Raw genomic sequence first — 14,450 nt, forward strand, 5'->3', positions numbered from 1 at the left:
ACTATTTGACTTGAAATTCGGCTTCGCTGAGTTGGCGATTTTGGAGAAACATCTGCACCTTCCATTGACCTGGAGTAGATGCAGAACTTAGATTATAACGACACTGGGTATTCCAGATGGATTTGTCAATTTCACGGGTTTGATAGCGGTTTTGTTTGACAACTTGACCGTTAGGGTCGATCCAATTGCAGGACAAATCCAACTTTTGATTTAAAGGTGCATCTTTTAACGTGACGCGGTAAAAGATTTCTGGGTTGTTCTGGCGGGCGATATCTGTCAAGTCACCGCCATTATCTTGGGTGAGGGTAATGCGATCTGTTTGGGCAAAAACCCTCGCAAGCACGGAATTCTGCTGTTGCATAGCAAACAAGGTACCAGCAATGACTACTATTACAGCTGCGATCGCCCCGATAGCGATCGTGCGTTGGCGTTTTTGCTGTACTTCCAAAGCTTGGCGACGCCTTACTTGAACAAGCGCTTCATCAAGCAAATCTGGGGCGAGACCCAATTCTTGTAAAATTTCCTTAACTTGTTCGGGTTCAATTTCTGCTTCCCGACGTGTTTGCAGCCTTTCTACTTCAGCGACGATCTGTGTGAGTTGCTCGGTTGTTAGTTTCTGGCTCATGATATGGCAATTCTCATAACCCATAGAAATTATGCACTATGTTAACTTAGGTTATGTAGCAGTCTTATTTGAGTTATAAAAGTTATTAACCGCAAAGACGCAAAGAGCGTAAAGAAAGGAAAGAAGAGATTTTACAAATGATTTAGGATTGCTATAGATGGAGTAATAGATTTGATAATTTTTGAAGTTGAACTGTAGTTAATTGTGGTATTCATCCAATCGCTAGTACTGACTTCCTCCACAAACCGGACATTCTAAAAGCTTATTTAAAATTTGATGCTGCATCGATAGAGATGCCAAATTGAAAGAAATTAACTTACCCGTTAATTGTTGATGCTCTCCCCAAATAATCCATTTCGCTGTTTCCATCGCTATCAAATTCAGCCCTAACTGAAAGCTAACTGGAAGAACTGCAAAAGAAGAGAGTAATGATGGTGACATTCCTTCCCTATGTATCGTTTCAGTTTCACGTTTATTTCGCAAATCTTGAGCAAGACATTCCCAACAACCCGTTCGCCCCGGAACAAACAGAGGTCCCAACCAAATCTCCGTACCTACAGGTTTAGCTAGCAGCCATGGTTTTCTAGTTTCTTCTGCTTCTCGATTAAATTCGTCTAAACCCAGTTGTAAGTAGTTATCGGTCAGAACAACCGTAAACTCTCCCCCCTCACCTACTGGAATGGAAAGGGATTCCAAAGCTCGAACAAATGCTTCAACTCCCACTCTCCCAAAGCTGATTATCGAAACCCTACTATCTTGTAGTTTGCGAAAAGCATTTTCAGATTCTGCACCTAAGCCATTCCAGAACGCAGCAACTTGTGGAGGGAGATTTACTGAAGCTTCAGAAAGATATCCTTCACTGTTTAAACGAACTAGAGCATTTTGAATTTCAAACAGGGAAACTTCTTCATTTAACTGCTGAAAGATCTCTTGGACAGTATAACGACCATTTAAAAACGGAGCTAAAAGGACGTATAAACGACCACCGAGGGCACATTGCCCTTGCTCGCTCAGAAGGTACACAATATCGGGTTCTATCACTCTAACGTGGTAGTGAGGTTTAAACATTGGTTTATAAAACATAATATTATCTAAATTTATGTACTGGACATATAACATTCAATACTGTACAACTTTCTTGCAAAAATAGAGTTTCTAGAATTATTTTTTAAACAACTGATACTATTTTTCTGTAAACCCGTGCTTAATGTTTCTTCCTAAACTTAAGTATTTGCAGTATAATATTCACTTTCAAGTATTGACATAATGACTAAAGACGAATAGTTGTCTCCTTGCTTGACAGCTTCTCGTAAAACGCCTTCTTCCTTAAAGCCGCAGGTTTGATAAACGTATCTGGCGCGTTGGTTGTGTTCAAAAACGTCCAACCAAAGACGATGAGCTTTATACTCATCAAAAATCATTTTGATGAGTATGGGTAAAACCCTTTTACCGTATCCTGATCCTGGTTTAGTAACGACGATTCGAGTTAACTCAATACTACGATTGAGCGACTGTAAACCAGACAAGATAACATAACCACTTGGCTGTCCCGATTCATTTTCAATGATGAAGTATCTTTTGTCAGGATTGGTAATATTTTTGTTGTGTTCATCTCGACTCCAAAGGGTGATAAAAGTTGCATATTCATCCCTCCTTTCTTGTGAGAGTATAAAATCTATATCATCTATGTTTGCTTGCCGTAATTGCATTGCTAAAATGAAATCATTTAGACCAATACTATTTTAAATAGAAACCCGTGGGAATAATTGCACGTCCCTTGTTTCGTTCTGTAGTTGTTCGGATTCAGTGCATTATTGCTTTCTGTACTTTTTGGAACTCTAGCCGAAAAGCATCTTGGCACTCGTATGGCTTCTGAAACTGAATAACTTGCTATGAGGATGTTTTAAAAGTAGTGGCTGATGTCTCCAAAACTTTAGATCCCCCCTAGCCCCCCTAAAAAGGGGGGGAAATACTCTTAAATCCCCTTTTTTAAGGGGTCTCTTGATACAGCGATAAACTTTACAAACATCCTCTAAACAAAGTTAAAAATTTTACGTTTCATATTTGCAAATACTTAAAAATTTTTTCAATTTGTTTTGGGGCTTGCATCTCGGTAAACAGTCGGATGGCTCGATCGAAATGAATTCTGCTTTCTTGTTTCTTACCTATTTTAGAAAAAGTTAATCCTAATTGAAAGTCAGCGATCGCCAGATCGCATTTGGCTCCGATTCTATTCAAAAGTTCGATAGCTTCTAAATGATTGTCAATTGCCAATTCAAATTTTGCTTGTTGTCGATAAATTTCTGCTATACCGCAAAGCGTTTTTGCTTGGACTTGCGTGTAGTGGCTTTCTTCAGCAAAAGTTAAAGCCATACGGAACATTTCCTCCGCTTTAGCAAAGTCCTTCAAATTAACATATGTTTGTCCTAAAATTTGCATGAAATAAGCAAATCTGCCACTAGGTTTAACAAGTTGTTGTGTTGCGATCGCTTGATAAGCTTTATCAGCCAGTACACGTGCTTCTTCTAAAATTCCCAAATAAGAATTCACTAGAGCCAAACATACAGTTGCTTTTTCTGCCCACCGATGATGGTCGGTATCCTGAGCTAAGTCAATAACCTGTTGAAATAATTGGGCAGATGCATCTAGTTCCCACAAATCAATTTTATAAAGACCAATGCTCAGTAGAGCATCTACTTCTAACATTTTGTAATAGTAGAATTTGTGTTTGTTTTCCCGTATTCTTGATAGAGAATTTATTGCCCGATATGCTATGTTAATAGATTTTTCCTGACATTCTATTGCTGCGTGTACTTTCCCAATAATCCAGTAGAGATCGCCTAAAATATTATAAAGTTCGCTGAGATTTTTATCTGACGGAACATTTTTAATAATGATTGTAATAGCTGCAATTAAAGGTTGCAGCCATCCCATTCGATATAACGTACTTCCTAATGGTAAAAATTGTTGCCATTGGTTATTTCTACTTTTAAGAATGACTGTACCAGCCCATTCAAATTCGTGAATTTCTACATAGTGATAGTAAGCTTCTAAGGCTTGCAAAGCATCTTTAAATGTAGTGATTTTTTGTATGCTCTCCGTCCAAAATTCTGCTGCTTTACGGTTAGTTATTTCCCATTCATCACTTATCCGCAAGTGAGAAATAACCTCAGAACGGATCGCTGGATGAAGCCAGTACTCATCTTTACTACACTCTACTAAAGACCGATTTTTTAAGGAAGTTAAAATTTGTTGGTGCTGGCAAGGTAAAACATCCCATAATAAACTAAAAACTCCTTCTTTGGGAATTCTGGGAACATCTTGATAGCGGTAACATCCCAAACGGGAAAGCAGGCGATATGCTAGAGGATCTAAAGCTTGCAAACGGTTAATTTGGCTGACAACTAAATTTTTTAAATCAACTACAGCCAGTGGTTCAGCTTGATGTTCTCGCCAGTAGGCAATGGTATCACCATCAAAATCCTGCCGAATTGAACCGCATAGAATACCCATTGCTTTGGCATTTCCTCCATAAGCACGGTGCATACTTTGTAAAGTAGCGAAGTCAATAGGTAATTCTCTTTTGGTAAAAAATTGCTGCCAAGCGGTTAGATCCAGTCCGGGGAGACGATAGTGCTCCACGTTCACTTCAGGTTCGCAAAGGCGATCGCGACTTGTAATTAATGTCACAGATTGCACTCTCGCGTCTGCTAAAACGCGTAAGAATTCTACATAATTTCGGTGCTTGGCAATAAACCGTCCTTGTCTGTCTAGTGCGGGTTCCAAATTATCAATCAAAACTCCAACCCGACAGGTATGGAGTTTCCGCTTCAATCGTCCCAACGTCACCCCAAATTCAATTCCCGGTTCTTCATCAAAATCCTGTTTCAACCACTCTTCAATGACGTGTTCCGCCGCCGTGATATTTTGCGTCTCCTTTGCCATAAGGAGTTCCAAGACCAAATCAAATCCTTGGGTTTGTAAGTATTCCTGGGCTAGAGTTGTTTTACCTACTCCTCCCTCACCTTGGATAACAATGACTTTTACACCTCGATTGACTAAGGTATTGAGGTGAGAAATTGCTTCTGTTCGACCGAGAAAATTTACATTTTCTTGTTTTGTGATGAATTCTGCTCTAGGTTGCTCTTTCCCTATAGTGAAGTTTTCAGCAAAGCGTGAGGTATCCAGTAGATTCGAGATAACGCTAGTTTTCTTCCAATATCGCTCCAAGGTAGCGCGACAATTACTTTTAGTAATCTTCTGTCTCAACGCTTTGGAAAGAAGTTTCCACAAATGAGAGCCAACATCTTTGGCATGTCCTTCCGTACAACCGTAAGAATTAGCGATTTCCAGGTATTTTCGACCTTGCCAAACTTGCTGAAGAATAACTTTTTGCAGCTCGCTCAACCGTTCGCCGGTTTGAGCAGGAATTACAGTTTCTAACCAAGACAGTACTGCTTCGGCGTCCATTGCCTTACGACGAGGTGATATATATTCAAATTGTTGCGTCAGTTCTTGTCTAGTCTACACCTCTACTCTTGGCAATTTCTGATAAGTTTCTGTAAATCTTTTAAGAAATTGAATGGGTAGCAAATTCAGTGAAAGCCCAAAACTATATCTTCTTTAGGCACGCCTTGTTCAAGCAGTAGTGTAGCGATACCGACTTCAGTACCATCATGCTGTATCCAAATTTTACTGTCTTTGATCTCAAGGTGCATGGTGCATGCATGCGTTTGATTATTATCGCGTCAACTTGCGTGTCATAAAATGTAGCGATCGCGAGAGATATCTAAAACAGCTTGTGTCTCGAATTCTTCAAGAGCAAATTGGTAGTTCAGAACTTGCCCAAGAGCAGTGTGAAATTAGGAGACATTTGACCCCCCAACAAAGCTCTTAATTTCAACTGCAATTTTTTCGCCTGCTCGTTCAGCCGCTAGCATCTCTCATGATTCTAATTCCTCCAGGTTAATCCCCAAAGCTCCTAACTGCTCTGGAGTAAGCGCTTTCAGTTTTTCAGCCAATTTCAGCCGTTTTTGCTGTTCTTGTTCCTTCATTTGACGTTCTCGTTCTGCTTCTTTCACAGCTTGTTCTGTATCTGTGAGTATCCAGTTGCCTTCTGAATCATACCAGCGCAACCACTGACGAATAATTCCTTCAAACTCTCCTTGCCACACTCCCAATCCTAAATTTAACTCTGAAATCCAAAACCGAGGATTCTCAGCATCTATAGTTTGCTCTTGGTAGTGTCCTCCCTCCAGTTTGAACCCACGCAAGCGATTGCTATAGCGACTAAACACTGCATAGTATGGTACTCGCAAGATACGTTCGTATACATCCCATTTTCTCGGCGGCACTTGTTTCAGAGTTTGCCCATTGCTGGACTCTGATGCCAAACTCATTGTGCTGACATCTTCTGTACTCCTTTCTCCGAACATTGGTTCCAATTCTGCATAATCGCCCAAATCTTCTTTTTGTGTACCTGGTGATAGCAGTTCTACCACTACAAAAGGATTGACTCCTTCTTGCCAAACTACATAGCTAGAACGCAAGTCTTTTTCTTCATACAATCTCGGTACATCTAGCACTAAAAACCAATCCGGGCGTTTGTACCACTGAGTATGACGTACATCATAGTACAGATTTAAATCCGACCCCGTAAATATTCGCTCGTAAGAATAATTTGTCAATCGGATTGTTCGACTGAGCAGCTGCGGCTGCAAATCGTGAAATTCATCAGGCAAACCAGGTTCCTCCGCATCTTCACTGGGTAGATCGTACATCGTTGGTAGTGTCAGTTTTGGCGGTAGGGGTGGATTTGCTGGCAGGATGAAGAAGTTAGTTGGCTGCATGGCAACTCATTCACAAATTGAGCTTTTCTCCGATTGTATCTTCTGTGAGTACCCGACTTTTTTCCCGACTTCAACCGACTGACAAGGAATCTTACAGTTGCTTAAGCTATTGAGCAAAGAGGTAAAAATCAAGGTGAAAACGGATGATTAACACCCTCAGCCCAATGTCTCAGGTAGGACTGGCTTCTTCTCCCACGCACTACTTTCAACTTCTACACCGAATTCGTTCTCTTGCAGATAATTATCTTTCCATTGAGAAACTGTGCGATCGCTTGCAAGATTTACCCATTCAGTTTGAAAATCCACAACCCCGTCCCTGGAAACAAATTGACTGGCAAGCTATTTCTTCAAATCAAATTATAGGCTTAGACAGAGAAGTCTTTTTGTCCATCTTGAGAGGTGCAATGGACACGGAAGCTCCCATTCGGGCATATACTCAAACCAGCCGACAATATTTGGAAAACTTACACCCCCAGCTAGCGCGATTTGTGGGCGGAACAGTCGATGAAACGGGAAAGTTAATCGAACCTGGATTGTGGGAAAAAGAAGAGCGCCAGCACACTCCCGCTTTGATGAAAGTCTATTACCAATTAACGGGTGAGAAGATTACCGCAACTTTCCGCACGGTTAGAGATTATCTCCCTACTGACGACCCACATGAAGACTTATATCGCCATGGATTGCATCGTGTTGCCACTGAATACGGCGCAACTTGTCTCTATTTATGGTTGATGGCGCATACAACAGGCGCACTTCAAGATGTTTTGGAGGAATTGGTTCAGGATGAAATCAATCACATGAGTAAATTCTGGGGGTTTGGTGTCTGGGCTTTTCCAGATACTTCTTTAATAAAGGTAGGACACACGCTTCTGAAAACACGCCATAAAGACTACAAACGCAACAGCCTGATGCGTACTTTAAAACGCATGATGGGTACACTGAACTGGAGTTCTTGGTCTTTGACCAACAGAATAACTCTCTTGTTTGCTTTCAGCTATGCAATGCGTCGTTTGTGGATTTGGAACGATCGCTTAACGCCAAAGTATTTACAAGGCTTGTTCGACCATACAACGTTACTAACTCCTAACCCTTAACAACTAACCATGACTTCAACACTACCTTTAGATTTAGATCCCCATCGCTTACCCCAACATGTCGCTGTTATTATGGATGGCAATGGTCGATGGGCAAACCAACGAGGATTACCCCGCATCGCCGGACACCGTCAGGGTGCAAAAACCCTGAAAGAATTGTTGCGCTGTTGTAAAGATTGGGGAATAAAAGCGCTAACAGCTTATGCCTTTTCTACTGAAAACTGGCGGCGACCCCTTGAAGAAGTAGATTTTCTCATGCTTCTGTTTGAAAAATTGTTGCGCCAAGAATTAGCTCAAATGCATCGCGAAGGGGTGCGAATCTCATTTATTGGGGATTTGTCAATTCTACCTACCTCTTTACAAGCTGAGATTGAGCGTTCAATGGCAGAGACTTTGCACAATCAAGCACTTCATTTTACTGTTGCAGTCAATTATGGCAGTCGCAGTGAGATCGCAAGAGCTTGTCGTCGAATAGCACAACTCGTGCAACAGGGGGAAGTTAACCTGGAAGATGTTGAAGAAAATTTAATCGAACAAACGCTTTACACCGCAGGGACTCCCGAACCCGATTTATTGATTCGCACAAGTGGTGAAATGCGATTGAGTAATTTTCTCCTCTGGCAAATGGCTTATACAGAATTGTATTTTACTGATATTTTTTGGCCCGATTTCGATCGCTCGGCATTTCATCAGGCTTTACTCAGTTACCAAAGACGCGATCGTCGTTTTGGTCAAGTCAAAACTTCTTTGTCTGCATAAAGTGTCACTCCTAGCCCGTCCTTACATTGGATAGGCTGGGAATGTTCACTCAATGTCTATTTACAAGAAGTAGATGAAATACTTTTTACTTAGCCACGATCTAGGTAACAAAAGCAGTTTTTATACCAACTTAAGTCTTATTTCTAACACCCTAAGATAGATGCTCTCTGCTTGAAGAGACTGTTACAAATATTAATAATTTAATTCTGGAATTTTTTATGCTTGCCGATCCATTGGCTACAGTAGTTTTGAGGGTGCATAGTGTATAAAAAGATTATCACTAACAAATCTGGAAAAGTTCATTTAGGCAGTGTAGTGGTAACTATAGAGATTGGCTTGGGGTTTGGCTCGTACACTCACAGGATAAGTGCCTAATGGTGTTATTTTTGTGACCAATATTATTCTGTTTACCAATTGACTGTATCGTAAAAAACTTTTACATTTCTTAATATGTTTGCGGTAAGCAGAACTACTCTAACAACAATGTTGAAAATTTGTTAAGAAGGATTACAAAGGATTACCCTAGGAAGTAAATCTTATGATGAACACCGTTGATAGCCAGCCACCCCATCATGTAGTTATAGTAGGCGGAGGATTTGGGGGTTTATATGCCGCAAAAGCACTGGGACGTGCTGATGTAAAAGTTACTTTAATTGATAAGCGCAATTTTCACCTATTTCAACCATTGTTATACCAAGTGGCTACTGGTACTGTCTCCCCTGCTGATATCTCCTCACCCCTACGTTCGATTCTCAGTAAGAGCAAAAATACAAAAGTGCTGCTTGGAGAAGTGACCGACATCGATCCTCAAGCACAAGAAGTGACTTTGGGCGAAGAAGCAATACACTACGATTCCCTGATCCTTGCTACAGGTGCAAAACACTCTTACTTTGGGAAAGATCAATGGGAAGAATTTGCACCTGGTTTAAAAACAGTGGAAGATGCGATTGAAATGCGCCGTCGGATTTTTATGGCGTTTGAAGCGGCTGAAAAGGAAACTGACCCTGAAAAACGCCGAGCTTGGTTAACTTTTGTTATTGTTGGTGGTGGTCCTACAGGTGTTGAACTAGCAGGTGCGATCGCAGAACTGGCTTACCACACGATGAAAGAGGATTTCCGCAATATCGATACGTCTGAAGCACAAGTTCTTCTTCTAGAAGGAATGGATCGCGTTCTTCCTCCTTTTGCATCAGAATTATCCAAAGAAGCAGAAGCGTCTCTTACACGGTTAGGTGTGAGCGTACAGACAAAAACGCTGGTGACGAATATAGAAGGCGATCTGATTACTCTAAAGCAAGGAGATGAGTTCCAACAGATTGCAGCCAAAACAGTGTTGTGGGCGGCTGGTGTCAAAGCTTCTCCTCTGGGTAAGTTGCTAGCAGAGCGGACAGGATCTGAGTGCGATCGCGCTGGAAGAGTGATTGTTGAGCCAGATTTGAGTCTCAAAGGGTTTTCCAATATTTTTGTGGTTGGTGACTTAGCACATTTTGCCCATCAGAATGGCAAACCCCTACCTGGTGTTGCTCCTGTCGCCATGCAGGAAGGACAATACGTTGCTCAATTAATTCAACAGCGCATGAAAGGTAAGACACTGCCACAGTTTTCCTATACTGACATGGGTAGCCTAGCGGTGATCGGACAAAATGCTGCGGTTGTAGACTTAGGTTTTGCCAAATTTACAGGTTTTATAGCGTGGTTATTCTGGCTGGTTGTTCACATTTATTTCTTGATTGAGTTTGACAACAAGCTCTTGGTGATGATTCAGTGGGGCTGGAACTATTTCACCCGCAAGCGTGGAGCTAGATTGATTACCGGGAAGGAAGTCATGCAAGCTACTGAGAGCGGGTACTACGCACCTGCGGATAACAGACAGTTGGTTAGTGGTTAGTGGTTGGTGGTTAGTGGTACTTTTTAACTACTAACCACTAACTACTAACTAGTAACAATGAACAAACTTTGGGAAAGTCTACCAGTCGAGAGGCAAAATTCTATCTTGGAAGCGATCGCATCCTCTAGCCCTCCTGGTTGTCTCATTTCTCCCAACACAATTGAAGAACTAGCAGCAGTCATTGCAGAAGCACACAGTAAGAAGCAGCGCATTTTACTTTGCGGGAGTGGTAGCAAACTCAACTGGGGTGGGTTAGCTAAGGGTATAGATGTCGTAATCAGTACCGAACGGATAAACCAACTGCTCGAACACGCAGTTGGTGATTTGACTGTTACAGTGGAAGCAGGAATGAAATTTTCTCACCTGCAAAAAATTTTGGCAAACTCCAAACAATTTCTGGCAATTGACCCGACTTCACAAGAGTCAGCAACTATTGGTGGTATTGTTGCTACTGCTGATACGGGTTCTTTAAGACAGCGTTATGGCAGCGTGCGGGATCAAATACTGGGTATAACTTTTGTTCGCTCTGATGGTAAGATTGCTAAAGCTGGGGGACGAGTGGTGAAAAATGTTGCCGGGTACGACTTGATGAAGTTGTTCGCTGGCTCGTTTGGTACTTTAGGTGCGATCGCTCAAGTTACGTTTCGCTTGTATCCTTTTTTGGAAGCATCAGCTACGGTCGTCTTAGTTGGGGATGCATCGGCTGTATCTCAAGCCGCTGATACTTTGCGGGGTTCTGCGCTCACACCAACTCAGTCCGATTTACTGTCGCTTCAATTGGTGTCTGGGTTGGGTTTGGGTCAAGGATTGGGCTTGATGGTTCGTTTTCAAAGTATCGCTGAGAGTGTGAAAGAACAGTCCAATCAACTTTTGGAAGTTGGAAAGCAACTGGGTCTGCGGGGGATGCTTTATTCGGGGACGGATGAAGCGGATTTATGGCTGAGATTGCGAGAACAAATTCATGATGTTTCTCATACGCCTGCAATTACCTGCAAAATAGGAGTATTACCGACTTCATCTGTTGAGGTTTTGACTCGCTCGGAGTTGGGTTGGATTCATGTTGCAAGTGGTTTGGGGGTATTGCGGTTTGAGGGTGAAAAGATTGAGAAGGTTTTGGAGATGCGGAATCTGTGTCAAAGGAATGGCGGGTTTGTGACTGTTTTGGTAGCACCAGCGAGGGTGAAGGAAAGTTTGGATGTGTGGGGTTATGGTGGTAATGCTTTGGCGTTAATGCGTCGAATTAAAGAACAGTTTGATTCTGGGTATATTTTTAGTCCCGGTCGTTTTGTGGGTGGGATTTAGGAAATTTGAACTGCAAAGACGAGCCAGTGCGGCGTGGTGAATCCAGCCCTGGAGGCGGGTTTCCCGCGACCACCGGGACTAGTGAACCCGGAGGGGGGTTCCCCCTGTTAAAGCACCTGGTGTCGCAAAGTTCGCGAAGAAAGAGAGGGGAGGGTCATAAGATCGTGGAAGTTTCGGAAGGTTTTTTGGATAAGAAGGTTGGGTTTGATGGGAACCATCCTCCCGAACCAAAGTTGATTGATACTTGTGTTCACTGTGGGTTTTGTCTTTCGACTTGTCCCAGTTATAGAGTGCTTGGGAAGGAGATGGATTCTCCACGAGGACGTATCTATTTGATGGATGGGATTAATGAGGGTGAGATTCCTTTGAATGAAGCGACGGCTCAGCATTTTGATAGTTGTTTGGGATGTCTTGCTTGCGTGACGACTTGTCCTTCTGGGGTGCAGTATGACAAGTTAATTTCTGCGACGCGTCACCAGGTGGAACGGAATTATCCTCGCAGTTTGTCGGAGCAATTTTTTAGGAAACTGATTTTTTCTTTGTTTCCTTATCCTAATGTTTTAAGGGTGTTGCTGGTTCCATTGTTTGTTTATCAGAAGTTAGGTTTGCAAAAACTGGTGCGGAATGTTGGGTTGTTGAAACGGGTGTCTCCTCGGTTGGCTGCGATGGAGTCAATTTTGCCGGAAATTACTCTAAAATCGTTTCAAAGTCATTTGCCGAGTATTATTCCTGCTCGAGGTGCAAAACGCTACCGAGTGGGAATGATTTTGGGGTGCGTGCAAAGGCTGTTTTTCTCTCCGGTGAATGAGGCGACCGTGCGAGTTTTAACGGCTAATGGTTGTGAGGTGGTTATTCCTAAAAGTCAGGGGTGTTGTGCGGCGCTTCCGGAACATCAGGGACAAACGGAACAGGCGAAAGCCTTAGCAAGGCAAATGATTGATAGTTTTGCTGATACTGGTGTAGATTTCATTATCATTAATGCTGCAGGGTGCGGTCATACTTTGAAGGAGTACGGTCACATCTTGGAGGATGACTTAGAGTATCGCGACAAAGCTAAAGAGTTTGCGGCTAAGGTGAGAGATGTTCAGGAGTTTTTGATGAGTGTTGGTTTGAGTGCAAAATTGTCTCCTCTGACAGACCGACCTCTGACTTTAGTTTATCAAGATGCTTGTCATTTATTGCACGGTCAAAAGATTAGCGTCCAACCGCGTCAGTTGTTACGGCAAATTCCTGGGGTGAAGTTACGCGAGCCGCTTGATGCTGCTATTTGTTGTGGTAGTGCGGGTGTTTATAATATGTTGCAGCCAGAGGTGGCTGAGGAATTGGGTAGACAAAAGGCACAGAATTTGCTTGACACGGGTGCGGAGTTGATTGCTTCTGCAAATCCCGGTTGTACTTTGCAAATTCGTAAGGCGTTGCAATCTCAAGGTAAGGATATTGCGATCGCTCACCCAATTGAGTTGTTGGATTATTCGATTCGGGGCGTGAAGCTTTAAGTGCAAAAAAAGAGGGTTAACCCCTCTTTCATAAAAAATTTTTTTTAACGCTGCGATCGCGATCGCAACGACAAACGGATTACTCTTCAATTGCTGCTGGTATTTCCTCTTCAATTGCTGATGGTATTTCCTCAGCAACAACAGCAATATCTTCAACGGCGGGTGCTGCAGCTTGACCTTGTTGTTTCGCCAACAATTGTTCCCTATACTTGGCAGCCATTTCTTCTGCTTTATCATATACCAACTGACGATTTTTGATCATGTCACCTGGTTCTGGTTCCAACTGCTTGGTAGATAGTGAAATACGACCGCGTTCTGCATCCAAGTCAATGATCATGACTTTTACTTCATCATTAACATTGAACACGCTGTGTGGTGTATCTATATGTTCGTGGGAGATTTCAGAGATATGCAGTAGACCGCTAACACCGCCAATATCAATAAATGCACCGTAAGGTTTAATACCGCGCACAGTACCAATAACCACCTCACCAACTTCCAGACGGTTCATCTTACGCTCAACTAGCGCTCGACGGTGAGAGAGAACAAGGCGATTGCGTTCTTCATCTACCTCTAAGAACTTTAACGGCAATTCTTCACCTACCAACTCTTCTTTTGGTTTGCGAGTGCTGATGTGAGATCCGGGGATGAACCCGCGCAATCCCTCAATCCGAACCAGCGCACCTCCGCGATTGGTAGCAAACACACCAGAACGGACAGTTGCATCTTCTGCTTGTAACTGCCGCACTCGTTCCCACGCTCGCATATACTCTATACGGCGAATGGAAAGTGTTAATTGACCGTCTTCATTTTCATCAGTGAGGATGAAAAATTCCCGCGTTTCATTAGACTGTAATACTTCTTCCGGGCTATCTACCCGGTTGATAGACATTTCTTGTATAGGTATGTATGCTGCCGTTTTTGCACCTATGTCAATCAGAGCGCCGCGCGGCTCTATGCTGAATACTGTACCAGGCACTATATCACCTGGGCTAAAGTGATAATCATATTTGTCTAGTAGAGCAGCGAAATCGTCATGCGTAAACCCAATTTCAGGAGCGGTTAATTTCTGATTGACCATGCTAATTGTTTCCCAGTTATTTTTCTCCGTAAATGTTTTGCCTCCTAGCGATGTATATGCAAGCGCCCACTTTCAGGCATTCCACACCTACATCCCTGTTCATATTAGCGCAAAAGAGCCGATCTGAACACATTCACTTCCAGATCAAACATTATACCAGATATTTTTTTGATATCTGTCAATCTTCCGGAGAAAATAAGGAAATTAATTTTTACTATCTTTACGACTACCTATTTTACCAACAAATGTTCGCTCGTGTTTTAGAAATTAGGGTTTAGAGATTTTAAGTATGAATCTTGACTAATGGCTGTTAAAAGTGAAAAGGATGAAGGGTAGAGCTATGAGCCTCTATCCTT

The 14,450-nt window shown here is 42.4% G+C and carries 11 protein-coding genes and 2 pseudogenes; 5 read left to right on the plus strand and 8 right to left on the minus strand.

Going from position 1 to position 14,450, the window contains the following annotated elements:
• Nucleotide 1 precedes the first annotated feature (1 nt).
• From HC643_RS08745 to HC643_RS08780, 7 genes and pseudogenes are all read right to left on the minus strand, one after another.
• Nucleotides 2-625: a hypothetical protein gene (locus HC643_RS08745; RefSeq protein ID WP_038091593.1), complete on the minus strand. Its 624-nt coding sequence runs from the start codon at nucleotides 623-625 to the stop codon at nucleotides 2-4.
• Nucleotides 626-847: 222 nt separating this feature from the next.
• Nucleotides 848-1,708 carry a TOMM precursor leader peptide-binding protein gene (locus HC643_RS08750; RefSeq protein ID WP_162002265.1) on the minus strand — a complete coding sequence of 287 codons (861 nt, stop codon included), beginning with the start codon at nucleotides 1,706-1,708 and terminating at the stop codon, nucleotides 848-850.
• Between the two features lie 140 nt (nucleotides 1,709-1,848).
• On the minus strand, nucleotides 1,849-2,334 hold the full coding sequence (locus tag HC643_RS08755) for a GNAT family N-acetyltransferase (RefSeq protein ID WP_038091465.1): 486 nt from the start codon (nucleotides 2,332-2,334) through the stop codon (nucleotides 1,849-1,851).
• 349 nt (nucleotides 2,335-2,683) lie between these two features.
• Nucleotides 2,684-5,095, minus strand: coding sequence for a helix-turn-helix domain-containing protein (locus HC643_RS08760; protein ID WP_038091467.1), 2,412 nt, complete (start codon nucleotides 5,093-5,095; stop codon nucleotides 2,684-2,686).
• A gap of 125 nt (nucleotides 5,096-5,220) precedes the next feature.
• Nucleotides 5,221-5,349 (minus strand): annotated as a pseudogene (locus HC643_RS08765) (element excision factor XisI family protein); the annotation flags it as partial.
• Nucleotides 5,350-5,415: 66 nt separating this feature from the next.
• Nucleotides 5,416-5,565: pseudogene (locus tag HC643_RS42530) on the minus strand (element excision factor XisH family protein); the annotation flags it as partial.
• A 3-nt stretch (nucleotides 5,566-5,568) separates the two neighbouring features.
• Entirely contained in the window at nucleotides 5,569-6,453 is an 885-nt protein-coding gene (locus HC643_RS08780; RefSeq protein WP_202048706.1) for a Uma2 family endonuclease, read from the minus strand.
• Between the two features lie 164 nt (nucleotides 6,454-6,617).
• Here HC643_RS08780 and HC643_RS08785 point away from each other — a divergent pair, with 164 nt between their 5' ends.
• From HC643_RS08785 to HC643_RS08805, 5 genes are all read left to right on the plus strand, one after another.
• A complete protein-coding gene (locus tag HC643_RS08785) occupies nucleotides 6,618-7,568 on the plus strand; it encodes a hypothetical protein (RefSeq protein WP_038091470.1) in 951 nt (316 codons plus the stop codon).
• A 9-nt stretch (nucleotides 7,569-7,577) separates the two neighbouring features.
• Complete coding sequence (locus HC643_RS08790; RefSeq protein WP_038091482.1) at nucleotides 7,578-8,327, plus strand: isoprenyl transferase; 750 nt, start codon at nucleotides 7,578-7,580, stop codon at nucleotides 8,325-8,327.
• A 538-nt stretch (nucleotides 8,328-8,865) separates the two neighbouring features.
• Nucleotides 8,866-10,215 carry an NAD(P)/FAD-dependent oxidoreductase gene (locus HC643_RS08795; RefSeq protein ID WP_038091493.1) on the plus strand — a complete coding sequence of 450 codons (1,350 nt, stop codon included), beginning with the start codon at nucleotides 8,866-8,868 and terminating at the stop codon, nucleotides 10,213-10,215.
• A 57-nt stretch (nucleotides 10,216-10,272) separates the two neighbouring features.
• Nucleotides 10,273-11,517, plus strand: coding sequence for an FAD-binding oxidoreductase (locus HC643_RS08800; protein ID WP_038091495.1), 1,245 nt, complete (start codon nucleotides 10,273-10,275; stop codon nucleotides 11,515-11,517).
• Nucleotides 11,518-11,681: 164 nt separating this feature from the next.
• Complete coding sequence (locus HC643_RS08805) at nucleotides 11,682-13,013, plus strand: (Fe-S)-binding protein (RefSeq protein WP_038091603.1); 1,332 nt, start codon at nucleotides 11,682-11,684, stop codon at nucleotides 13,011-13,013.
• A gap of 79 nt (nucleotides 13,014-13,092) precedes the next feature.
• Here the strand turns inward: HC643_RS08805 and HC643_RS08810 are convergent, their stop codons facing one another.
• Nucleotides 13,093-14,094: a 30S ribosomal protein S1 gene (locus tag HC643_RS08810; RefSeq protein ID WP_038091497.1), complete on the minus strand. Its 1,002-nt coding sequence runs from the start codon at nucleotides 14,092-14,094 to the stop codon at nucleotides 13,093-13,095.
• Nucleotides 14,095-14,450 lie beyond the last annotated feature (356 nt).

The sequence above is a fragment of the Tolypothrix bouteillei VB521301 genome (genome assembly GCF_000760695.4).
Classification (GTDB): domain Bacteria; phylum Cyanobacteriota; class Cyanobacteriia; order Cyanobacteriales; family Nostocaceae; genus Scytonema; species Scytonema bouteillei_A.